Source organism: Streptomyces sp. NPDC048258, assembly GCF_043201995.1.
Classification (GTDB): Bacteria; Actinomycetota; Actinomycetes; order Streptomycetales; family Streptomycetaceae; genus Streptomyces.
In genome coordinates this window covers 12,163-33,807 of the sequence record NZ_JBICZH010000025.1, presented here as the reverse complement: position 1 = coordinate 33,807, position 21,645 = coordinate 12,163, and the positions used below count along the sequence as shown (strand labels likewise).

Annotated in this window: 22 protein-coding genes; 6 read left to right on the top strand and 16 right to left on the bottom strand. The window is 72.0% G+C overall.

All coding sequences use genetic code 11. The features are described 5' to 3' along the window. Nucleotides 1-2 precede the first annotated feature (2 nt). A complete protein-coding gene (locus ACGFYQ_RS36270; RefSeq protein ID WP_393750617.1) occupies nucleotides 3-1,553 on the top strand; it encodes a hypothetical protein in 1,551 nt (516 codons plus the stop codon). 204 nt (nucleotides 1,554-1,757) lie between these two features. Here ACGFYQ_RS36270 and ACGFYQ_RS36265 read toward each other — a convergent pair whose 3' ends face one another. From ACGFYQ_RS36265 to ACGFYQ_RS36215, 11 genes are all read right to left on the bottom strand, one after another. Continuing rightward, the gene (locus ACGFYQ_RS36265) at nucleotides 1,758-2,756 is read right to left on the bottom strand and encodes a helix-turn-helix domain-containing protein (RefSeq protein ID WP_393750615.1); all 999 of its coding nucleotides are present in this window, start codon (nucleotides 2,754-2,756) and stop codon (nucleotides 1,758-1,760) included. Between the two features lie 161 nt (nucleotides 2,757-2,917). Continuing rightward, nucleotides 2,918-3,400: an SAM-dependent methyltransferase gene (locus ACGFYQ_RS36260; protein WP_393750613.1), complete on the bottom strand. Its 483-nt coding sequence runs from the start codon at nucleotides 3,398-3,400 to the stop codon at nucleotides 2,918-2,920. Between the two features lie 74 nt (nucleotides 3,401-3,474). After that, the gene (locus ACGFYQ_RS36255) at nucleotides 3,475-4,749 is read right to left on the bottom strand and encodes an ATP-grasp domain-containing protein (RefSeq protein ID WP_393750705.1); all 1,275 of its coding nucleotides are present in this window, start codon (nucleotides 4,747-4,749) and stop codon (nucleotides 3,475-3,477) included. A 185-nt stretch (nucleotides 4,750-4,934) separates the two neighbouring features. Next, complete coding sequence (locus tag ACGFYQ_RS36250) at nucleotides 4,935-5,684, bottom strand: class I SAM-dependent methyltransferase (protein ID WP_393750611.1); 750 nt, start codon at nucleotides 5,682-5,684, stop codon at nucleotides 4,935-4,937. Further along, nucleotides 5,674-6,822, bottom strand: coding sequence for a hypothetical protein (locus ACGFYQ_RS36245; protein ID WP_393750609.1), 1,149 nt, complete (start codon nucleotides 6,820-6,822; stop codon nucleotides 5,674-5,676). Before ACGFYQ_RS36245 ends, ACGFYQ_RS36250 begins: the two co-directional genes overlap by 11 nt. Further along, on the bottom strand, nucleotides 6,816-7,886 hold the full coding sequence (locus ACGFYQ_RS36240; RefSeq protein ID WP_393750607.1) for a PLP-dependent transferase: 1,071 nt from the start codon (nucleotides 7,884-7,886) through the stop codon (nucleotides 6,816-6,818). Before ACGFYQ_RS36240 ends, ACGFYQ_RS36245 begins: the two co-directional genes overlap by 7 nt. Beyond that, nucleotides 7,883-9,355, bottom strand: a complete 1,473-nt coding sequence (locus ACGFYQ_RS36235) for a radical SAM protein (protein ID WP_393750604.1) — start codon at nucleotides 9,353-9,355, stop codon at nucleotides 7,883-7,885. Before ACGFYQ_RS36235 ends, ACGFYQ_RS36240 begins: the two co-directional genes overlap by 4 nt. Before the next feature lie 59 nt (nucleotides 9,356-9,414). Then, on the bottom strand, nucleotides 9,415-9,915 hold the full coding sequence (locus tag ACGFYQ_RS36230) for an SAM-dependent methyltransferase (RefSeq protein WP_393750602.1): 501 nt from the start codon (nucleotides 9,913-9,915) through the stop codon (nucleotides 9,415-9,417). Between the two features lie 27 nt (nucleotides 9,916-9,942). Further along, nucleotides 9,943-11,040 carry a thioesterase domain-containing protein gene (locus tag ACGFYQ_RS36225; protein WP_393750600.1) on the bottom strand — a complete coding sequence of 366 codons (1,098 nt, stop codon included), beginning with the start codon at nucleotides 11,038-11,040 and terminating at the stop codon, nucleotides 9,943-9,945. Between the two features lie 73 nt (nucleotides 11,041-11,113). Beyond that, the gene (locus tag ACGFYQ_RS36220) at nucleotides 11,114-12,352 is read right to left on the bottom strand and encodes an MFS transporter (RefSeq protein WP_393750598.1); all 1,239 of its coding nucleotides are present in this window, start codon (nucleotides 12,350-12,352) and stop codon (nucleotides 11,114-11,116) included. Continuing rightward, nucleotides 12,349-13,098 carry an alpha/beta fold hydrolase gene (locus ACGFYQ_RS36215; protein ID WP_393750596.1) on the bottom strand — a complete coding sequence of 250 codons (750 nt, stop codon included), beginning with the start codon at nucleotides 13,096-13,098 and terminating at the stop codon, nucleotides 12,349-12,351. Before ACGFYQ_RS36215 ends, ACGFYQ_RS36220 begins: the two co-directional genes overlap by 4 nt. 222 nt (nucleotides 13,099-13,320) lie before the next feature. On the opposite strand from ACGFYQ_RS36215, the gene ACGFYQ_RS36210 reads away from it, so the two are divergent. From ACGFYQ_RS36210 to metK, 3 genes are all read left to right on the top strand, one after another. Then, on the top strand, nucleotides 13,321-14,859 hold the full coding sequence (locus ACGFYQ_RS36210; protein ID WP_393750594.1) for an amino acid adenylation domain-containing protein: 1,539 nt from the start codon (nucleotides 13,321-13,323) through the stop codon (nucleotides 14,857-14,859). Nucleotides 14,860-14,930: 71 nt separating this feature from the next. Further along, on the top strand, nucleotides 14,931-15,326 hold the full coding sequence (locus tag ACGFYQ_RS36205; RefSeq protein ID WP_393750592.1) for a hypothetical protein: 396 nt from the start codon (nucleotides 14,931-14,933) through the stop codon (nucleotides 15,324-15,326). A gap of 130 nt (nucleotides 15,327-15,456) precedes the next feature. Further along, on the top strand, nucleotides 15,457-16,671 hold the full coding sequence (gene metK, locus ACGFYQ_RS36200) for a methionine adenosyltransferase (protein ID WP_393750590.1): 1,215 nt from the start codon (nucleotides 15,457-15,459) through the stop codon (nucleotides 16,669-16,671). 40 nt (nucleotides 16,672-16,711) lie between these two features. Here the strand turns inward: metK and ACGFYQ_RS36195 are convergent, their stop codons facing one another. From ACGFYQ_RS36195 to ACGFYQ_RS36180, 4 genes are all read right to left on the bottom strand, one after another. Continuing rightward, the gene (locus ACGFYQ_RS36195) at nucleotides 16,712-17,281 is read right to left on the bottom strand and encodes a response regulator transcription factor (protein WP_393750588.1); all 570 of its coding nucleotides are present in this window, start codon (nucleotides 17,279-17,281) and stop codon (nucleotides 16,712-16,714) included. Between the two features lie 47 nt (nucleotides 17,282-17,328). Continuing rightward, nucleotides 17,329-18,261: a Gfo/Idh/MocA family protein gene (locus ACGFYQ_RS36190; RefSeq protein ID WP_393750586.1), complete on the bottom strand. Its 933-nt coding sequence runs from the start codon at nucleotides 18,259-18,261 to the stop codon at nucleotides 17,329-17,331. Continuing rightward, nucleotides 18,252-18,446 carry a hypothetical protein gene (locus ACGFYQ_RS36185; protein WP_393750584.1) on the bottom strand — a complete coding sequence of 65 codons (195 nt, stop codon included), beginning with the start codon at nucleotides 18,444-18,446 and terminating at the stop codon, nucleotides 18,252-18,254. The genes ACGFYQ_RS36190 and ACGFYQ_RS36185 overlap by 10 nt, the downstream gene beginning before the upstream one ends. A gap of 320 nt (nucleotides 18,447-18,766) precedes the next feature. Continuing rightward, nucleotides 18,767-18,940 (bottom strand): hypothetical protein, encoded by a 174-nt coding sequence (locus ACGFYQ_RS36180; protein WP_393750582.1) that lies wholly within the window; start codon nucleotides 18,938-18,940, stop codon nucleotides 18,767-18,769. A gap of 178 nt (nucleotides 18,941-19,118) precedes the next feature. Between ACGFYQ_RS36180 and ACGFYQ_RS36175 the strand changes: the two genes are divergently transcribed. Next, nucleotides 19,119-20,285 carry a sensor histidine kinase gene (locus ACGFYQ_RS36175; RefSeq protein WP_393750580.1) on the top strand — a complete coding sequence of 389 codons (1,167 nt, stop codon included), beginning with the start codon at nucleotides 19,119-19,121 and terminating at the stop codon, nucleotides 20,283-20,285. Continuing rightward, a complete protein-coding gene (locus tag ACGFYQ_RS36170; RefSeq protein WP_393750578.1) occupies nucleotides 20,273-20,926 on the top strand; it encodes a response regulator in 654 nt (217 codons plus the stop codon). Before ACGFYQ_RS36175 ends, ACGFYQ_RS36170 begins: the two co-directional genes overlap by 13 nt. A 105-nt stretch (nucleotides 20,927-21,031) precedes the next feature. Here ACGFYQ_RS36170 and ACGFYQ_RS36165 read toward each other — a convergent pair whose 3' ends face one another. Beyond that, entirely contained in the window at nucleotides 21,032-21,643 is a 612-nt protein-coding gene (locus ACGFYQ_RS36165; RefSeq protein WP_328928121.1) for a response regulator transcription factor, read from the bottom strand. Between the last annotated feature and the right edge of the window lie 2 nt (nucleotides 21,644-21,645).

Below are 21,645 nucleotides of genomic sequence, written 5' to 3'. Positions count from 1 at the left end.
TCGTGGCCGAGATCGTCGCTTTCGTCCTTGTCCCCCTCGTCTACTTCTCCGCGCTCGGGGCCTACCTGCCCTTCGCCCCGGTCATCGCTGCCCTCCGGGGCCTCGCCCTGGTGACGCAGGTGCTCGCCGGCTACGGACGCACGCTGGTCGGCGTCGTGTACCGGCGCACCCCCGAGTTCCAGACGCTGCCGCCGTACCGCCCGCAGGACGAGGAGGTGAAGGCGTACCGCAACTACTTCTTCGGACCGGGCTTCCGCGACCTGCGCCAACTCCTCACGCTGGAGCAGCGGTCGTATGCCAGAACGGTCGGCGACTCCTTCCGTACCGTGACCTCGCGGCAGTTCACCGCACCCACGCAGCACCGGGCCCTCACCGTGCCGTACGGCCTGACGCTGTACGTGGGCCTGTGCGCGGGCGCGGTGGTGGCACTGCCGCCGCTCGGCCTGCTGCTGGGACTGCACGCCCTCGGCCTCGTACTGCTGACGGGCGGGGCCCGGTTCCTCGCCGGAACCCTCCGGGCCGTCGACCGGGCGGTGCTCTGGATGAAACGGCTGCGCACCGGAATGCTCTGCCCGCACTGCTTCGAGCGCGTGCCCTACCCGGCGTACGACTGCCCCAGCCCGACCTGCCGGCGCCGGCACGCCGACATCCGCCCGGGGACGTACGGCATCTTCCGGCGCCGCTGCGAGTGCGGACAGCGCATGCCGACGCTGCTGATGCTGATGAGCCGGGACGCGCGGCTCCAGGCGTACTGCGTATACCCGCACTGCGGGAAGCCGATGAACGCGGACGCCGGCCACATGCCCGAGGTGGTGCTCCCGCTGATCGGCGGACAGGCGGCGGGCAAGACCCAGCTGATGGCGGCCATGCTGCTGTCCCTGGAGAACGCGGCGGCGCGCGGCGGCCCGGCGATCACCCTGGCCGACGGGGAGTCCGACGCCAACTACCAGGTGCTCCGGCAGGTCCTGCGGATGCGGGGGCACACCCGCGCGACCCAGAAGACGCTGCCCCGGGCGCACTCCTTCGTCCTCGGCAGCGGCCGTTCCGAGCGGCTGGTCCATCTCTTCGACACGGCCGGTGAGCGATTCGTCGACCGCGACGACACCGACGCGCTGCGCTACGCGCGGGCGGCGCGCACCTTCATCTTCGTCCTGGACCCGATGGCGGTGAAGGCGTTCTGGACCACTCTGGAACCTCCGCCCGGCCCCTCGCTGGACCGCACGCTCGGCTCCACGGTCGATCCGGAGGAGGTCTTCGCCCGGTCGGTCCAGGCCGTGGCCGCGATGGGTGCCCCGCTGAAGCGCTCGCGCCTGGCGGTCGCCATCAGCAAGACGGACCTGCTCGCCGGGCACGGCCCGGGTGCGGACCGCCTCGACGGCGGCGACGACGCCCGTACCTGGCTCTGTGACGTGCTCGGCCTGCACAGCCTCGTCCGGACCATGGAACTCGACTTCGAGGAGGTCCGGTTCTTCCGTACGGCCGCCGTGGCGGACGAGGACGCCCACGTGGACGGCAGCATCACCGGGTTCGTCGAGTGGTGTCTGCAGGGGTGAGCGACAGGCCACGGCACCGCGGCCGCCGGGACCGGACAGGGCTAGGCCCTGTTGTCAAAGTAGCGCCGGTAAGCCCGCGGCGTCCGGTGCCGTGCATCGCAAGGCGGAGGGGCGCCCGAGTACTGGACGTACTTGGGTGCCCCGACAACGCGGCGAGGCGCGGTGCCGGGCGTCGCGGGCCAGGCGCTACTTTGACGACAGGGGCTAGGCCATGAGGTCCAGTTCCGCGATGCGCAGGGCCGCCTGGAAGCGGGTCTGGACGCCCAGGCGGTCGAGCAGGCCGGAGATGAGGCGGCTGAGGGTGCGGGAGGAGACGCCCAGGTGGCGGGCGATCGCCTCGTCCTTGACGCCGTCGGCCAGCAGGCGGACGACGATCAGCTCCTGGTCGTCCAGGACCGGCCGGGATGCCGGGCGGCCTTCCTGGGACTGGCGCGGCAGCGTGGCGTTGTGCCAGCAGTGGTCGTAGAAGGCGTGCAGCGAGCTCATCAGGGCGCGGCCGTGGACGGCGAGCGCTCCTTCGCTGCTGTCGGCCGGGTTGATGGGAAGGACCGCGAGGTCGTCGTCGAAGAGGATCATGCGGATGGGCAGGAACTCCGCCGTGCGGGCCTCACGGCCCGGGCGGGCGGCGTCCATCAGATAGGCGGCCACGTACGGGACCTCGGCCGTGCGGCGCTGGTAGAGGACCTCGACCTCGATGTTCCGGCCTGCCATCTCCTGGTCCCGGAGCAGCATTTCGTCGATGACCCCCTCGGGCGGCGGGCCGCCGGGGTGCATCGACCTCATACGGGTGCGCACCATGCTGCCCGCGTCCTCGAGGAACGAGTTCACCAGCGCCGGAGTCGCCAGGGTCTCGACCTCGACGGGCGCGCGCCGTTCGTTGCGCAGGTCCGAGTAGTCCATGGTGAGCGAGGCGATGGCGGCCCTGATCCCCGTCAGTCGTTCCGCGTGGGCCGTGGCCTGCCGTTCCTCGGACGCGAAGAGGCGGGTGAGCGCGGTCTCCGGCTCCACCGTCGCGAAGCCGCACCGCGTGGTCGGCGCGGGGCTCAGCAGCCCTTTGGCCAGCAGCCGGTCGCAGGCCTCCTCCGCTTCGGCCGGCGAGCAGTCGGCCGCGGCGCAGACCTCTTCGAGAGACCACCCGGGATTCCGGTAGATCAGTCCGTACACCGTGCGGTCCAGCCGGCTTCGGTCTTCGTTGGCGCGCATGTGGATCCCCCTCGTCCCGGCCTTATGGGGGTCGCCCTCCAGCGAGATGCACTGATCCTACGCAGTCGCCGTTCGGCCACGCGAGCGGGAAAACCTGTGATCAACGTCAAACGGCCGGGGCCTCCGTCGTTGCCGACGGAGGCCCCGGCCGCACGGCCGTGTCAGTAGTACTGGCGCATGATCTCGGTGGCCCAGTCGGGCTGGGTGGTGGCCCCGCGGGGGCCGAACTCGGCCATGTAGGGCTTGATGTCGAGCACGGGGGTGCCGTCCACCGCGTCCAGGCCCTGCACGTGGACCTCGAGTCCGTCGACGCGCAGCAGCCGGCAGCGGGAGACCCCGAGCCGGTTGGGCCGGTTCTTGCCGCGCTGGGCGAAGATGCCGACCAGCGGCCAGTCGGTGTTGCCGCGCGGGTGCCGGGCCCCGGTCTCCACCTTCTCCACCGGGACCCGGTCGAAGTGGTAGACGATCTCCACGTGGGAGAAGGAGTCCAGGCCGGCGAGCGCGTCCGGCCCGAACCGCGCCTCGTCCAGCCGGATCACGGCGGACACCTCGCCCCATTCGTCGTCTCGGACCTCGGCCCGACCGCCGACCACCCGGCCGACCGGATCCGAGACGACCTCGACCGGGGTACTGCTCTCTGACATGTGCTGCGCCTTTCACGGGAAGGGAGCGATCATGGTCCACCGTACGCCGGGTACGGAGGTGTGCGACCGGGGTGTCACACGGGTTCGGAGGCGGACGTCCGCCAGAAGACGTCCAGCCGGTCCTGGAGTTGGCGCAGCACGTCCCTCAGCCCGGCGTGGTCCGGGGCGGACCCGTACACGACACCGAGGGCGCCGGCCGTACCCGCACGCCAGTCGGCGGGCCGCCCGTCCGTCGCGGGTACGTCGACCAGGTCCACCCCGGGAATCCCGGCCAGCTCCTCGACGAGCGACCACGGGCCCGTCCGCACCGAGTCGGGCGGGGGGACCAGCATGTACTGGAACGCCACCCGGCCCGGCCGCGGCCCCGACGGCGCCGGTTCGGACGGCGCGGGTTGGGACTGCGCCGGTTGGGACTGCGCCGGTTCGGGGTCTGCGACAGGAAGGCCCAGCGCCAGCCGCAGGGCCGCCGCCACCAGGTCGTATCCCAGGGAGCGCTGCACGATCTCGGCGATGTGGCCGCCCAGGCGTCCGTTGACCTCGATGATCCTCGGTCCGGCGGGGGTCAGTTTGATCTCGGTGTGGGTCACGCCGTGCCGCACGCCGAGCGCGCGGACCGCCTGCTTCTCCAGTCGCACGATGTCCGCTTCGAGCGCGGGGGTCACCGGGGCGGGCAGGATGTGCCCGGTCTCCCGGAAGGGCGGGACGAGCGGGGGTTTCCCCGTCACCGCGACGGTCCGCGGCTCGCCGTCGACCACCACGGACTCCACGGAGACGTAGTCGCCCACCCCTGGACCGGCCTGTCCGGGATCCCCGGGCAGGTACTCCTCCAGTACGAAGTCCCGTCGCGCGGCGGGGTCGGGGCCTTCGGTGAACTCCGCCAGCCGGGACCGGCACTCGTCCGGCGACCGGACCAGGCAGGTGTCCACGCTGCCCGCTCCGAACCTCGGCTTGAGCACGGCGGGCAGGCCCACGAGGCCGAGCGCGTCGGCGATGCCGTCAGGGTCCCGCACCAGGGCGCAGCGGGTGTACTGGACTCCGCGGTCGGCGAGGATCCGCCGCTGCCGGAACTTGTCGGTGAGGGCGTCCACGGTGTCGGGGGAGTGGAAGGGCAGCCGGCACGCCTCGGCCACCAACGCCGTGAGGCGCAGGCGGCTCTCGCTGAAGGTGACCACGCCGGCCGGGGAGAGGCCGGCGGCCAGGCGGCACACGGCCTCGTCGTCGAGGCCGGTGATGTCCACGATCTCGGCGTGCTTCCCGACACTCCGCAGCCCGTCCGCCAGCCGCGGATGCCGCGGCTCGCAGAGCAGTACGACCCGGCACAGGCCCCGGGCCGCCGCGAGGATGCGCATGGGGGCGGCGGAACCCTGGTCGTGGACGACCAGCAGCACGGGCGGCTCGGGCGGTTCGGACCGCGCGGGGCTGGGGTGGGCAGGGCCCATGGGATGGCGCCTCCGGTCGAAGTTCACGGGAAGGGGGCCGGGGCCGGGGCAGTCACCCCGGGCGCGGACACGACCGCGCCCGGGGTGACCACGCCTCAGGCCCGGCGGGCGGTGATGTTCAGCCGGACGTAGTCCACGACCGGCTCCGGGAGCCGGTCGGCGACGGAGCGGACGAAGTCCTCGTGGTCGGACTCGGGCAGCCGGTCCAGGTGCGACCCGAGGACCACCGTCGCGAGGTAGCTCCACAGCTGCTCGCCGGGCTCCAGGCGGGCCGGATCGGGCTGGAGCGTGACCTCGATGTCCGTGAAGCCCACCGCCTTCAGCCGCTCGGTGGTCTCCTCGATGCCGGCGAAGTACCAGACCTTCTCCCGCTCGTCGGGGGCTCCCAGCACCTCCTCGACGGCCGCGTTGATCCGCGCGACGTTGCCCTCGCCGCCGCATTCCGCGACGAACTGGCCGCCCGTACGGAGGGACTGGGCCAGGTTGGCGAACAGCGCGGTGTGGTCGGTGATCCAGTGGAAGGTGGCCACGCTGGAGACCGCGTCGACCTGGGACCCCAGGGCCAGCGGCTTGGTGAGGTCGGCGTTGACGACTTCGAGCCGGTCGAGCCGGTCGGCCAGCTTCGCCCGCAGCTGCTCCAGCATCCGGCTGGATCCGTCGACTCCGATCACCCGGCCCTCGGGCACCAGGTCGAGCAGCGCCGCGGTGTCACGGCCCGTCCCGCACCCGGCGTCCAGGACGGTCTCGGTCCCGCGCAGGTTCAGGCGGCCGAGCGTCCGCTTGCCCCACTGCTGGTGCGGCAGGGGAAGCGAGTCGTACGTCTTGGCGTCCCATTCACGGGGCACGGTGTTGCTCCTTCGTGTCGTTCATCTCGGTGTGCGGGAGGGGCTCGTCGGGGTCGGCGGGGATCGGTGTGCCGTTCAGGACCACCTCGACCCGGATCGGGTGCGCGTCCCTGACCAGCCGCAGGGAATCCCCCTCGGCGAGCCAGCCGCGCATGGCCTCGGCCGGGCCGGCGGCGCCGCCGTCGCTCCCGGCGGACGGATCGGCGGGCAGCAGCTGGACGAGGATGTTGCGCAGCCCGGCCGGGGCGTCCAGGGCGGAGTACGGCCCGCGCAGGTCGATGCGGCCGGAGGCGTGGACGGCATCCTGGGCGGGGGACGGGTCGGCGTCCGCGGTGGGGGAGGGCGCGCGCCCGGCCGGAGCCGCGAACCGCAGGGCCTCGGCCGCCAGCGCGGACAGGAAGTACTCCTGCGCACTGGGCGCGACGTCGGCGCCGAACAGCTGCTTCGGCTGGTCGGACTCGGCCCGCACCCCGTCCACCTCGGCGATCACGTGCGCGCCCACCTCCCAGGCCACCCGGGCGGTGTGCCGCCGGGCCGGGGCGAAGGGGTCCGTACCGGCCGCGGCCGGCCGGCCGGTGAGGTGCACGTCCTGTTCGGTCTGCACCACGACCCGGATCTCGTTCGGGTCCTCGAGGGTGCGGTGGCCGCTGCTCCGCTCACGTGCCGCCCGGACCGCGCGGCGGGCCTGCTCCGCGGAGACCTCGCCCTCGATGTGGATCCCGTACGACAGCCGGGCCTGTCCGCCGGCCCCGGCCTGCGCGAACTCGACGGCGGGCACCACCTCCAGGAGGGTGAGGTGGCACCCCTCCCCGGTCAGCCCGGTGACCACGCTGTCGGCGACGGAGGCGCCGAGGCCGACCAGCACCGACCCGACCGGGTCGAGGCAGTCCGCGGACCCTGAAGCGGACCCGGAAGCCGACTCGGAAGCGGACCCGGAACCGGCCCCGCGGCTCTGGTAGAGGCTGAAGGATCGCGCGACACGGGTGGACCCCAGGCGCATGGGCTCGGTGTCCACCCGGCACCGCTCGCCGGGCTCGGGGTGGGCCTGCACCCCGATGCTCAGCTGTGCCTCCCAGGAATCCTCCCGGATCTGCTCGGCCAGCGCGTGTCTGGCGAGCAGGTCGACCCCGTTCAGCATCGCTCTCCTTCTGTCTGGGGATTGGCCGCGAGGGCCGCGTCCAGGGCCTGGCGCAGTCCGCGGATCAGCGGACCGGGGTCCTCCGTACCCACCGACACGCGCACCAACTGCCGTGAGATGCCGGCCTCCCGGCGCACCCGCTCGCTGAGGTGGGCGTGGGTGGTGAGCGCGGGGAGCCGCAGGGCGCTGCCCGTCGCCCGGCCGTCACCGGCGCCCGCGCCCAGCACTCCGCCGAGGTCCCGGACCTCCGGCGCGACCTCGAAGGCGAGCAGCCCGCCGAAGCCCTGATGGGTCTCCAGCGCCCAGGGCGCCTCGTCGAACGACGGCCGGTGCACCACGCGTACGGCGGGGTGCTCACGCAGTGCGTCGGCGACCTTCTCCGCGTTGTGCCGACGGGCCGACAGCCTCAGGCCGAGGGTGGAGAGGGACCGTTCCAGCAGATGGGCCGGCCACGGATCCACGTGGCCGCCGAAGCGCGCGGCCTGTTCGCGGATGGGCGCCAGGTACCTGCCGGCGCAGGTCACCAGGGCGGCGCTGACATCGCCCCACTCGTCCAGGCAGGGCGAGGAGTCCTCGATGACGACCACCGCGCCCGTCTCCAGGGGCCGCAGCTCGGCGGGCGACAGCGCGGTGTTGTCCACGACCAGCAGCAGGTCGTTCATCTGGGCGTAGGTGGCGAGGTCGCCCAGCGGGGACAGGCGCATCAGCGGGTCGCTCAGGGACGGGGTGTACACCACCTGGGTCGCGGGCCGCACGGCCGCGACGACCGCGTCCACCTCCGTGCAGTCGACGAAGGTGACCGTACGCCTGGCCCCGGTGAGCTCCGCGAGCAGGGCCGCGCGCAGCGGGTCGCAGGTCTGGTCGGAGGCGATGATGTGGCCGCCCGGATTGGTGAGGGCGAGCAGCACGGCGGTGGTGGCGGTCACCGCGCTGGGGACCAGCAGCGCGGCGTCCGCGCCGTGCAGGGCCGCGAACGCGTCCTCGACCCGCTGCGCGGACGTGCGGGACGGAGCGGCGGCGGCGGGGGCGGCCGGGGCCGCCACGGTGACGTCGTGCACGGTCACCGCCGGCACACGGGGGCGTCGGACAGGCCGATGCGCTGGTGGAAGTAGTGGAAGATGATCTCCTCGTGCAGCGCTTCGCCGTCCAGGGTCGGCTTCAGGGCGGCGCCGTTGTCGACCATCTCGACCAGTCCGCGCTCCAGCAGTTCCGCGAAGGCGGAGGCGAAGGGCTCCATCTCCATCAGGTCGGCGCCGAAGCGGTCCCGGTAGCGGTCGAGGACGATCGGCTGGTTCGCCTTGAAGTTGAAGCCCAGCGCGGTGCCGATGGCCTTGTGTCCGGACAGCCGGCGGCCGAAGTTGAGGGGCAGGCCCTCGTTCTTCTGCATGAAGGACACGTACTTGCTGATGTCGGTGATGTTGTGCGTCTGGAGGAACTCCTCCTGGTCGCCGGTCAGCCAGCCGTAGGCGCCGGGACCGTACGCGATCATGGTGTTGTAGTGCTCCCACTTGTTCTTCGAGGTCTGCGGGATGTTCCCGCCCTCGTAGGTGCCGGGGCGGCTCCACCAGCCGCAGGGGCTCGGGTAGTAGCCCTTCTCCAGCAGGACCTCGACGGCCTCCTGGCGCATCGCGTACGTCGACTCCAGGTCGGGGAAGCGGCCCTCGCTGATGAGGCGTTCGCGCACCGCCGGGTTGTTCCAGACCGCCCGGTTGCCGATGCCCATCTCCTCGCGGTCCGCGTTGCGCAGCCGGTAGATGGTGATGGTCGGGACGCCGAGATCGGTGAGGATCGTCATGTCGCGGCGCACGGATTCCGGGGTCTGGTACGGCAGGCCGAACATCATGTCGACGTTGAACGGGCTGCCGGTGGCCAGCAGGTTCTCGATGGCCTCGATGGACTGGGCCGCGGAGTGGCGGCGCTTGGTGAAGTCGTTCACCTCGTCCTGGAGCGACTGGACGCCGAGGCTGAACCGGTTGAAGCCCAGCTCCTGCGCCGTCTCCAGGTGGTGGCGCTGGAAGTTCTCGGGGTTGCCCTCGATGTTGAACTCGACGTTGTCGGACAGGTTGTAGTTCTCGCGGGCGTGGCGTACCAGAGGCTCGATGTACTCGGGGCTGTTGAGCAGCAGCGCGGCGGTGCCGCCGCCGATGTAGAAGGACTCGATGCGGGCCTGGGGTATCCAGTCGAAACGGTCCAGGTAGCGGCGCGACTCCTCGATGAGGAGGTCGGACCACAGGCGCAGCGAGGGGTCCTCCTTGCCCCGCGGTACCAGCCGCTTGACGTAATTGCAGAAGTGACAGATGTAGTTGCACAGCGGCAGGTGGAAGTACAGGTGGGCGGGGTGGCCCGCGCCGGGGAAAGCGCCGTACTCCTTGGCGAGTTCCTCGCTGTCGAGCCGGTCGCCCTCGTTCGAGGTGACGTTGATGTTGTACTCGTCACGGGGGATCTGCAGCTGCGGGTTGCGGTCGAGGAGGCGGCCGAGGTTCAGTTCGAGGTCGACGGTGCCGGCGTTGCCGCCGGTGGTGTTGCTGGACAAGGTGGTCTCCTTGTTGTGGACGTCCGCGGCCGGCTCGTGGCCGGACGGGGCGGAAGCGGTCAGAAGTAGTAGGCGGACATGGCCGCCTGAAGCCAGGTCGGCTCGCGTACTGCTTCCGGTGCCGGCTGGAAGATCTGCTGGTGGGGCTTCACATCGAGGACGGGCGTGCCTTCCAGCGCGTCGAGTCCCCGTACGTGGAGCGTGAGCCCGTCGACGCCGACCAGCTCGCAGCGGGAGACGCCGAGCCGGTTGGGTCGCTCCTTGAGCCGCTGGGCGAGGATTCCCAGGCGCGGGAGGTCCGTACGGCCGCGCGGGTGGCACGATCCCGTGACGGTGTCGGACTCGGGAACGAGATGGAAGTGGAAGACCACTTCGAGGTGGGAGAACTGCTCCAGACCGGTCACCGCGTCGGGCAGCAGCTGTGCGGGGTCCAGTTCGATGACCGCGCTCACCGCACCCCAGTGGTCGTGGCTGGGCACGCTACGGGGTGAGCGGACGATGCCGATCGGGCGGACGAGGTACGCGTCCGGCGTCGTGCCGGACTTCTGGTCCTGCTTCATGTGGGGGTCTTCCCTCCTGTGGGAGCGTCAGACGAGCGGTACGGCCGGTGCGCTGCCGAGGGCGAGCTGCTCCTTGAGGCGCCGGCCCAGTACTTCGACCTGGCCGGGCTCGACCATCGTGAAGTGGTCGCCCGGTACGTCACACACCACGGCGCGGGCGGCGACCTCGCTCCAGCCCAGGTCCTCGGGCAGCGTGCCGTCCTCCATGGAGCGGTCCGTCACGCGGAAGACGGTGACCGTGCCGTCGTACGGCTTGATCCGGTACGCGGCGAGGGCGTCCAGGTTGAACTGGTACATGTCGATCATGCGGCGCAGCCGGTCCGCGTCGAAGTCGGCGGGCATCGTGCCGGCGGCTACGGCCCGCTCCACCAGCTCCGCCGCCCGTTCCTCCGGGGTGAGGGCGCGGAGCCGGTCGATGTCCACCTCCAGCTTGAGTCCGCGCCAGAGCAGGGCCCGCAGGGCGAAGTCGGGGTCGCCGCCGGCCTCTACGACGATCCGGGTGTCGAGCAGTCCGACGAGCCCGACCCGCTCACCGCGCTCCTTCAGCCTGCGGGCGGTCTCGTAGGCCAGCAGACCGCCCATGGAGTAGCCGATCAGGTTCCACTCGGCGCCCTCCGGGTGGACGGTCCGCAGCTGCTCGATGAAGGTTTCGGAGATCTCCTCGATCGAGGAGAGAGGGGTCTCGCCGGGCAGCAGGCCGACCGACTGCACGGCCCAGAAGGGCTGGTCGGTCCCCATGGCGCGGGCGATGGGCGGGTACAGCAGCACGGTTCCGGAGACCGGCGGCAGGGCGTAGACGGGGCTGCCGCCGGAACCGGCCTGGATCCGCACCAGCTGGCCCTGGCCGCCTGCCGAACCCCGGCGGATGATCTCGGCGAGTTCCGCGACGGTGGCCGCGGCGAGCAGGTCCGCGGCGGTGAGATCGACCTGGAAGAGCCGGCGAACCTCCACCGTGAGCCGGATCGCGAGCAGCGAGTGGCCGCCCAGCGAGAAGAAGTCGTCGTGGATCCCGACGTCGGTGCGTCCGAGCAGCTTGCGCCAGACGTCGCACAGCTGGAGTTCCACACCGTCCCGGCCGGTGCCCGCGGGTGCGGGCGCGGTGGTGGCGGCTTCCTGGGTGACCATGATTTTTCCCCCATCCCCCGCGTCGGCCCGGACGGCCGCGCGGGTCTGTTCGTAGGTGGCGCGCTCGGACGTCTCAGACGGCTGTGAGCGGAGTCGGGTCGGCTTCGCCGGCGCCGGCGCGGCGGCTCTCCGCCCACCGGACGGCCGGGGCCATCAGCAGTCCGCCGGCCAGGAACACCGCGCCGAGCACCAGCCATCCGGGCGTGCCCCATTCGATCAGGAGCAGGGTCAGCGAGACCGGGCCGAACATCTGGACCGCCGCGACTCCCGTGTTGAACAGGCCTTGGTACTGGCCCTGCTTGTCCTCGGGGGCGAGCTCGTAGCCGATCAGCCAGGAGCCCGCCGACTGCACCATCTCGCCGTACACGTGCAGGGCCGTGGCGGCGACCAGGACCGCCGTCGCCGTCACCGCGCCGCGGCCGGCCGACAGGGCGAACGCCGCGCAGGAGGCGAGGAGCACCACTCCGGCCACCCGGAAGGCGCGGACGGCCGGTTCCAAGGCGTCGATCTTCTTGGTGACCCGGACCTGGAGTGCGACGACGGCGAGGGTGTTGAGGAGGAGCAGGACCGCGGTCAGCGAGCGGGGTGCGCCGGTGTGCAGGGCGATCCAGAGCGGAAGGACCACTTCCAGGATGGGGATGTGCAGCAGCATCACCATGTTGATCAGGGCCAGCAGCGCGTACGGACGGTCGCGGAGCACCGCGAGGCGCGGCTCACCGGGCGCACGCCGTGCGGAGGGGGGCACGGCGGGCAGCCGCAGGAACAGCAGTCCGCACACCACGAAGCTCAGCGCGTTGAGCGCGAAGGTGAGGTGGTAGGCCGTCCTCGTGTCCCACAGGAGGGCCAGGCCGCCCAGGCCCGCGCCCGCCGATACGCCGACATTGGTGACCACGCGGATCTTGGCACGGACGCGTACCAGGCTCTCGCCGCTCAGCACCGCCGGTATCAGCGCCTGCCGGGCGGCGTGCGCGCCGCGCTCGAACATCGCGTAGAAGAAGGCGATCAGAACGAACAGGATGAACGAGTCCGTAGTGAGGTACGCGGCGGTGGCCAGTCCCGCCAGGACGAGGAGCGCCGCGGCCGTGCCGCGCGCACCCTTGCGGTCCGCGAGGTGGCCGAAGGGAACTCCGGCGAACAGGCCGGCGATGCCGGCGATGCTCAGCCCCAGACCCAGCTGCGACGCCGAGAAGCCCGCGATCCGGGTGAAATAGAGCGCGGAAACCGTCAGGAACACGCCGTTTCCGAGGGAATTGGCGAGAGTTCCCAGAAGCAGGGTGCGCCCGGGCCCCTGCTCGATGAGGCCGACCTTCATGCGGCGCTTTCCTTTTCGCTCGTCCCGCCGAAATGGTTCCGATAGAAATCACGCATGGCGGAGGTGATCTCGTCCGTGTTGCGATGGCAGTCGGCGTGCGTACCCTCGATGAATTTTAGGGAGAACGACGCGCTGTCACGACGGGACAGGCGCTCGCGCTCGTCAGGCGGAATGTTGGGGCTCTCCTCGGCGGCCAGAGCCAGTACGGGAATTCCCAGGCGCTCCAGCAGATCCGGAAGATGGCTGAAGTCGTAGTGCCAGCGCAGCAGGCTTCCCTCGGCCCACTCGTCCGCCACGTGCCAGTCGGGGTGGGGGTCGAAGGACTGGTCGACGACCACCAGGCTGCGCACCCGGGACGCCCCCCAGGTGACCGCGGAGACCGCCGCCACCAGACCTCCGTACGAGTATCCGACCAGGTGCAGCTCGTCCGGGAGCGCGTCGGCGAAGCGGTGCAGGTCGGCCGAGAAGTCCATGACCGAGTAGCCCCACGCGGGCTTGTGGCTGTCGCCGTGGGCGCGCAGGGACGGGTAGACGGCGACGGAGTCCGCCGCGCACAGGGCGTCCCCGACCGGCCGCAGCTGCCCCTTGTCGCCGCCGAACCCGTGCAGCAGAAGCATGTTTCCCGGGGCTCCGCCGGCCTGCGGTCGGCCGGGCACGGCGTCGTAGTCCAGCAGCTCGATACCGCTGACGTGTCCCGCCAGGGCCGGACCGGGAAGAATGCGCGCTTCCGGATCGAGAGTGCCCATCGAATAAACCCCCTTGGGAAAGGCCGAATGCGGTGGCGGAAGGCCGGCGGACCGCCGTCCCCGTAAGAGCGTCACTCGCCGGGGTCCCGCATAAATTTCCCGGTCAGGGGCTTCGGTGTCAACGCCTTCAGGTGTCCCCAGAACAGGGGACGCGGCGCCGGGTGCGAGGGGGCCGCTCATCTGCCTAGGCTTTATCATCCGCAAGATCCGGAGGGATGTTCCGTGGGGAATGCGCTCATTCATCAGGCCGTCACCCGTCAGGCGCGCCTGACGCCCGACGCGGTCGCGGTGGTGGACGGTGACACGCGTCTCGCGTACGGGGCCCTCGACGCCCTGGCCGACGACTGGGCCGGACAGCTGGCGCGGACGGGAGTCGGACCGGGCACGCTGGTCCCCGTGCTGCTGCCGCGATCGGCCGGACTGTACGTGGCGCTGCTCGCGGTCCTCAAATGCGGCGCCGGGTACGCGGCTCTGGACCCGCGCTGGCCCGGCGAGCGGATCGAGGGCGTGCTCCGGCAGCTGGACTCGCCGGTGTTGGTGACGGACGCGGAGGAGCCGCCCGGTGACGGGCCGGTATGGCGTCCCCCGGCCGTCGGCACGGCCACTGACGGAGCGTCGGCCACCGGAGCGTCGACCGGCGGGCCGGCCGCCGCCGGTGCCTTCGTCCCGTACGACGGGCCGGTCGACACGCCCGCCGCCGTCTTCTTCACCTCCGGCACCAGCGGCGCTCCCAAGGGCGTGGTGTCACCGCACGCGGCCACCACGCGCCTCTTCGCAGCGGACGGCCCGCTCGCTTTCGGGCCGGGCACCGCCATGATGCAGGCGGCACCGGCGCCCTGGGACGCGTTCTCCCTGGAACTGTGGGGCATGCTCACCACCGGCGGCACCTGCGTCACCGCGGCCGAGGACTACCTGCTCCCGGACACCCTGCGGCGGCTCGCCGACACCTGCGGGGTCGACAACGCCTGGCTGACCGCCTCCCTCTTCAACCTGTTCACCGAGATCGACGTGGACTGCTTCGAGGGGCTGCGGCGGCTGTACATCGGCGGTGAGCGGCTGTCCACCGCGCATGTCACCCGGTTCCTCGACCGGCACCCCGGCATACGGCTCCTCAACGGCTACGGCCCGGTGGAGAGCTGCGTCTTCGCCACCGTCCACCCGATCACCCCCGAGGACTGCGACCGGCAGCACGGCGTCCCCATCGGCCGGCCGGTCCCCGGCACCGAGGTGCACGTACTGGACGGCGAAGGCCGCGCATGCGACCCGGGCGAGGTCGGTGAACTGTGCATCAGCGGGGCCGGCTTGGCCCGCGAGTACCTCGGGGACCCGGAGCTGACGGCAGCCCGCTTCCACGAAGGCCCCGTCGACGGGTCGCCGCTGCGCTACTACCGGACCGGCGACCGCGGGTTCCGGGACGCCGAGGGAGTCCTCCACTTCACCGGGCGCACCGACCGGCAGGTCAAGATCCGCGGCCACCGCATCGAACCCGAGGAGATCGAGGCCCATGCGGCCGGGCTGCCCGGCGTCGCCGGCTGCGTGGCCGTACCCGTCCCCGGCGAGCTGGGGAACTACGACCGGCTCGCGCTCTTCTACACCGCCGACGGTGAAGACGCCGGCCCCCCCGAGCTGTTGCGCCGGTCGCTCGGGCGCCGACTGCCTCCGCACGCGGTTCCCGACGTCGTACAGCGGGTGGACCGGCTGCCGGTCACCGCCAACGGCAAGATCGACCGCTCGCGGCTGCTGGCCACCCTCGCGGGCTGACCGCTTCCGCCGCCCCGCACCGTCCCGCCGCCACCTTCACCGCACCCGCCCCTCCGAGAGGTTCCCGCCCCATGCCCGTCATCACCCTCCTGTCGCCCGACCCCAGTCCCGGCCGCCCGGCTCTCGCCCAGGTCGCCAAGGCGGTCACCGGCCTGCTGGGCATCCCGGCGGAGCACTGCTGGGTGCTCTGGCAGCGGCTCGACGCCGACTCGGCGCACCGGCCGGAGTGGCAGGCCGGCTCCGTCGGGCGCCACGCCCCCATCGGCTTCGTCACCTGCAAGGAGACGTACCCGCGCGAGAGCGTGGAGCGGTTGCTGCGGTTGCTGCGCGACGAGTTGAGCGCGCTGCTGGCCGTGCCGGCCGACGAGGTCTACCTCGTCGTACGGCGGGCCGTCCCGGGGGAACTGCTCATCCGCGGGGACGTGTGGCAGGGAGACGCACCGGCCCCCGACCTGGCCGGCTCCTGACCCGGACCCGCTCCTGACCCGGGCCGGCTCATGACCCGGGCCGGCCCGGCCGCGTGCGCCCGCGGCGGCCTCGGGGCCGCACCCCTCGCACGCCACTCCACCGACCCACCCACCCCTCCATAGGAGCTCCGTGTCCCGACGCCTGTTCACTTCGGAATCCGTCACCGAAGGACACCCCGACAAGATCGCCGACCAGATCAGCGACACGATCCTCGACGCACTGCTCAAGGAGGACCCGTCGTCGCGGGTCGCCGTGGAGACCCTCATCACCACGGGTCTGGTGCACGTCGCGGGCGAGGTGACCACCTCCGCGTTCGCGCCGATAGCCTCCCTCGTGCGGGACCGGATCCTGGACATCGGCTACGACAGCTCCCTCCAGGGCTTCGACGGCGCCTCCTGCGGAGTGTCCGTGTCCATCGGGGCGCAGTCGCCGGACATCGCCCAAGGCGTCGACAGCGCCTACGAGTCGCGTACGGCGGACGGCCCGGGCGAGGCCGGGGCCGTGGACGAGCTCGGCCGGCAGGGCGCCGGCGACCAGGGCCTGATGTTCGGCTACGCCTGCGACGAGACCCCCGAGCTGATGCCGCTGCCGATCATGCTTGCCCACCGGCTGGCCCGGCGCCTGGCCGCCGTCCGCAAGGACGGCACGCTTCCCTACCTGCGCCCGGACGGCAAGACGCAGGTCACCATCGAGTACGACGGCGACCGGCCGGTCCGCCTGGACACCGTCGTCGTGTCCGCGCAGCACTCTCCCGACCTCGATCTCGACTCCGTGCTGGTCCCGGACATCTACGAGTGCGTGGTGGAGCCCGAACTGGCCTCGCTCGGCATCGACACCGAGGGCTACCGGCTGCTGGTGAACCCGACCGGCCGCTTCGAGATCGGCGGCCCGATGGGCGACGCCGGCCTGACCGGCCGCAAGATCATCATCGACACGTACGGCGGCATGGCCCGTCACGGCGGCGGCGCCTTCTCGGGCAAGGACCCGTCCAAGGTCGACCGCTCCGCCGCGTACGCGATGCGCTGGGTCGCCAAGAACATCGTGGCGGCGGGGCTGGCGCGACGGGCCGAGGTGCAGGTCGCGTACGCGATCGGCAAGGCCGAGCCGGTCGGCCTGTTCGTGGAGACCTTCGGCACCGAGACCGTGCCCGTCGCGAGGATCCAGGACGCGGTGACGGAGGTCTTCGACCTGCGCCCGGCCGCCATCATCAGGGACCTGGACCTGCTGCGTCCGATCTACGCGCAGACCGCCGCCTACGGGCACTTCGGGCGTGAGCTGCCCGACTTCACCTGGGAGCGCACGGACCGCGCCGACCGGCTGCGGCTGGCGGCCGGGACCGCGTGAGGCACCGGCCGCCAGCGTGGGCCGGCCGGGTGGCGGGGCGTCAGTCCCACCCGTACGCCATCGCCGCCCTGACCAGCTCCGCCTTGTTGCCGACGCCGAGTTTGCCCCGCGCCCGCTTGACGTAGGTGTCCACGGTGTGGCAGCTGATGCCGAGCCGGCGCGCGGTCTGGTCGTGCGTGAGGCCCTGGACCAGCATGCGGAGCACCTGGTGTTCGCGGGCGGACAACAGCGAGGAGTCGTCCGCCGGCTCCGAAGCCCGCGGCGCCCCGCGCGACCGGCTGGCCGCCGCGCGGACCGCGGCGGCCAGGGCCACCGGGTCGGACCTCTCGGAGAGGCAGCCGCTGACCCCCGGGTAGGCGCCCTCAAGGCCCGTGGAGGACATGAGGAGTACGCAGGACGCCCGGGTCGCCGCCGCTTCGGTCAGCGGCGACCGTTCGGGCGGCCGGTCCATCAGGAGTACGTCCAGACGGTCCGGCAGGCCGTTGGGGGCGGCCGGACCGGCGCAGTCCGCGTTCAGTACGTGCACCCGCATGTCCGGTGCCTCCGTGAGGGCTTGGCTCACGGCCCACTCGATGAGCGGGTGGTCGTGGATGAGACCGATCTCGAACAACGAAACCTCGCAGTGTGGGGCTGTCAGGGGTGCCGGCGCGGACGGGCTCACGCGCGCAGCGCCTCGAGGATCCGGGTCACGGGGCGCGCGCCTTCCAGATGGCTGTGGTGGGGCTGGCGTCCCGACCTCATGGCCTCGGCCATGTCCTGGTAGACGAGCCGCCGCAGCGAGGGGTCCCGCAGGGCGGGCCACACGTCCTCGGCGTCGCCGATCCGCGCGCTGACGGTTCCGTTGTCGACGGACAGGCTGCGGTCGGGGCCGAGCACCCGCAGCCGCTCGGACGAGGCCGCGGCCTCGGAGGTCGCGGTGAAGGAGAGCGTGGCACCGCTGCCGAACTCGACCACGCCGGTGGCGCGGGTGTCGATGCCCCGTGACAGTTCTCGGAGAGGGGCGATCCACATCCCGGAGGGGTCGCCGAGCAGTTGGCAGGCGAGATCCAGGTAGTGGACCGCGAGGTGGGCGGCGGCGCCGCCCAGGGCGGCGGTGGGATCCGACCGCCACCCGGCCCGGCGGAAGTGGGCCGGCGGCCGGAACCGGGACACTTCGAGCGTCCCCGTCAGCGAGGGGTCGGACCAGTCGGCCGAGCAGACGACGTCCGGCAGCCGATGCCGGTGCTGGAGCATGACGCCGATGGGTCTGCCGACCTGCTCGGCCGTCGCCACCATCAGGTCGACCTCCCGCTCGCAGAGGGCGGGAGGCGCCTCCAGCAGTACGGCCTTGCCCGCCTTCAGCGCCTCCAGGGCGAGGCCCGCCCGACCGCCGGGCGGCAGGCACAGCCCCACCAGGTTGATTCCCGGATCGGCGAGCAGCACCTCCCACGAAGGCAGGCGCCGCAGGGAGCCGGTCGTCAGCCGCGCGTTCGCCTCGACCACCGCGGCGACCCGGAGCCCGGTCGCGCCGGCCAGGGCCGCGGCGTGCTGGCGCCCCGCCACTCCGAAGCCGACGAGGCCGACGTTCACATCCGGGGCGGCTACCACCACCCGTTGTCGTCCCCGGGTGAGGTGACGACCGTGGCGGCGGCTCCGTCGGCCACGGTGTGGTGGGCGGCGGACGCGGCGGCCGCCGGCGGCGGTGAGGCGACGGCGTGGGCCGCCGCCACGGCTTCAGTGGCCAGCATCAGACATGCGGCGGCGGTGAATGCGCGTACGCGCAGGGCTTTCCCCATGGTGTTCCCCCGGAAGTGTGGAGTGACGCGGTACCGCGAGGTACGTGGTCCATGGTGTTGGCCGGAAGTGCGTTGATCAACTCCTCGGGATGGCGGTCAGTGGCCATGACGGATCGTTGCCACACCCATGTGGTGTCTCACCTGTTGAGATTTCCCTGTTGTTCTGTTGGGGAATCTCACGCTCCGCACCTCTTTGCACACCGCTCGGGGGTGCGCGGAATCCGGACGTCCCTGTCCGTGCCCGGGGCACCGGAAACGCGGCCACCCGGCTTCGCCGGTGTGACCGCGTCGGGGGTCGACGTCCTGAGCGGGAGCGGCGCTCAGGCGTTCTTCGAGCGCTTGGTGCGGAGGAGGAAGAGGGCCAGGGCCGAGGCGAGGGCCACCGTGCCCGTGCTGACGCTGATGGCGATCTGCTTGCCGCCGTCGAAGGCGAAGCTGGTGGAGACGTTCACGGCGACGGCTGCCACGAGCAGGATCCAGAGCAGGGCCTTCATGGCCGTTCCTTTCGTCGGGGGGCGGGGCCGGTGTGCCCCTGGTGGACACCACGATGCCCGCCCGCCGGGCGGGGGAGCGAGGGGGCGGTCTACCGGACCCTTGGTGTAGCCCGCTACACCAAGGGCCGGGTGGTGCGCACGCCTTCGCCGGCCAGGGCGTTCGCCTAACCTGAAGCCCATGAAAGAGAGGCTGTGGCTCGAATGGCGGGCGACGAGGCAGCTGCTGCGATCGGCCGGCCTCGCCCTGGCCTCGCTCCTGTTCCTGCCCGTCGCGGGGTTCACCGCGGTCGCCACCTTGCTGGTGATCGGCGCCGGCGTACTGCCCGAAACGGTCCTGCTGTTGCGCAGGGTCGCCGGGATCAAGCGCCGCGAGGTGGAGAACTGGACGGGTGAGCCGGTCCCGGAGGCGTACGTACCGATCGTCGGCGGGCTCTCCGTACGCGTACGGACGGCGATCGCAGATCCTGGAACCTACCGGGATCTGCGCTGGCTGGCCGCGCACTTCCTCTACGGCTGGCTGCTGGCCTACGCCGCCCTGCTCGTCTGGATCTTCGGCCTGATGGTCGACGGGATCTGGTGCGGGGTGCTGGGCCACCGGGCCGTGCTGCTGCCCCACATCGGGCGGCTGGCCGCCCTGGACGCCGCCTGGTCCCGCACCCTGCTGGAACCCTCCCCGGACGCCCGGCGCAGTGCGGAACTCGCCGAGCGCGTCGAGGAGCTGACGGCCACCCGGGCCGGCGCGGTCGCCGCGCACGGCGCCGAACTGCGGCGCATCGAGCGTGACCTGCACGACGGGACCCAGGCCCGCCTGGTGGCCCTGTCGATGCGGGTGGGGCTGGCCAGGAGGGCGTACGACAACAACCCGGACGCCGCCCGCAAACTGCTCGACGACGCGCAGGACCAGGTCCAGGAAGCGCTCACCGAACTGCGCCACGTGGTGCGCGGCATCCATCCGCCGATCCTCACCGACCGCGGCCTCACCGGCGCCGTACGGGCGCTGGCCGCGGGCAGCGCGCTGGAGGTCGAGGTGGCCGAGGAGGGCCTGGAGGGCGGCTCGCGCCCGCCGGCCGCGGTCGAGGCGGCGGCGTACTTCGCGGTCGCCGAGGCGCTGACCAACGCGGCCAAGCACAGCGGATCCCAGCGGGCCCGGGTGGAACTGTCCCGGGCCCCCCGCGCGTTGAAGATCCTGGTGCGCGACGAAGGGCACGGGGGCGCCGACGAGGCGGGCGGCAGCGGGCTGCTCGGCATGCGGCGGCGGATCGCGGCGCTCGACGGCATCGTCCAGGTGTCGAGTCCCGTCGGGGGGCCGACCGTGATCGAAGTGGAGCTTCCGTGCGTGTGGTGATCGCCGAGGACAACGCCTTGCTGCGGGAAGGACTCGTGCTGCTGCTCACCTCCGCGGGCCACGAGGTGGTCGCCGTCGCGGCCAGTGGCCCCGAGGTGCTCCCTGCCCTGCTCGAACACCGGCCGGACGTGGCCGTGCTGGACGTGCGGATGCCGCCCGGCTTCCGGGACGAGGGACTGCGCGCGGCGCTCGCGGCGCGGGCGGAGATTCCGGGGCTCCCGGTGCTCGTGCTGTCGCAGTACGTCGAGGAGACCTACGCGGCCGAACTGCTGGGCGGCGGCGCGAGCGGCGTGGGCTATCTGCTCAAGGACCGGATCGGCCGGGTCGACGAGTTCCTCGACGCCCTGGACCGGGTCTCCGCCGGCGGTACCGCGCTGGACCCGGAGGTGGTGGCGGAACTCCTCGCGAAGCGCAGGGACGATCCGATCGACTCCCTCACCCCGCGCGAGCGCGAGGTCCTGCAGCTGATGGCGGAGGGGCGGGACAACGCCACGATCGCCGCGCACCTGGTGGTCACGGAGCGGGCGGTGAGCAAGCACATCGGGAACGTGTTCCTGAAGCTCGGGCTCCCGCCGAGCGACAGCGGCCACCGTCGGGTCCTGGCGGTCCTCGCCTACCTGAACAAGAGGTTCCGTACGTGAAATATTCATGCCGGAAACGTGAGTCTGGCGCTACCGCCCGCTGAAGTCACGCCCCCATACTCGTTCTTGATGATCGCGCGGTACGGCGACCACCGCGGGCAGCGACTACAGCAACCAGTCGGCGTCACGCGCGATCTTGATGGCGTCCACCCGGTTCCGGGCCTGCAGCTTGGTCACCGTGGTGGTCAGGTAATTGCGAACGGTGCCGAGGGAGAGCTGGAGGTGTCTGGCTATCTCGACCGGCTCCAGTCCGTCCGCGGCCAGTCGCAGCACTTCGGTCTCGCGGCTGGTCAGCGGGCTCTCCGTACTGTTCCACGCGGAGAGGGCGAGCTGGGAGTCGATCACCCGCTTCCCCGCGGCGACGTTCCTTACGGCGGCGGCCAGTTCGCGGGGAGGGGCGTCCTTGAGCAGAAAGCCGGAGACCTGCGCGGCAAGGGCGCGGCGCAGGGCGCCGGGCCGCCCGAGGCTCGTGAGGATGAGCGCACGGCACTCCGGGAGCCGCTTGCGCAGCCGCTCGGCGGCGGTCAGCCCGTCGATACCGGGGAGGTCGATGTCGATGATGGCGACGTCCGGCTCGTGCAGGACGGCGGCGTCGAGGATCTGGTCGCCGCGCTCCACCTCGCAGACGACCTCCAGGTCGTCCTCCAGGTTCAGCAGGGCCACCAGGGCCCCGCGCACCATGTTCATGTCTTCGGCCAGCAGGATGCGGATCGTCATGG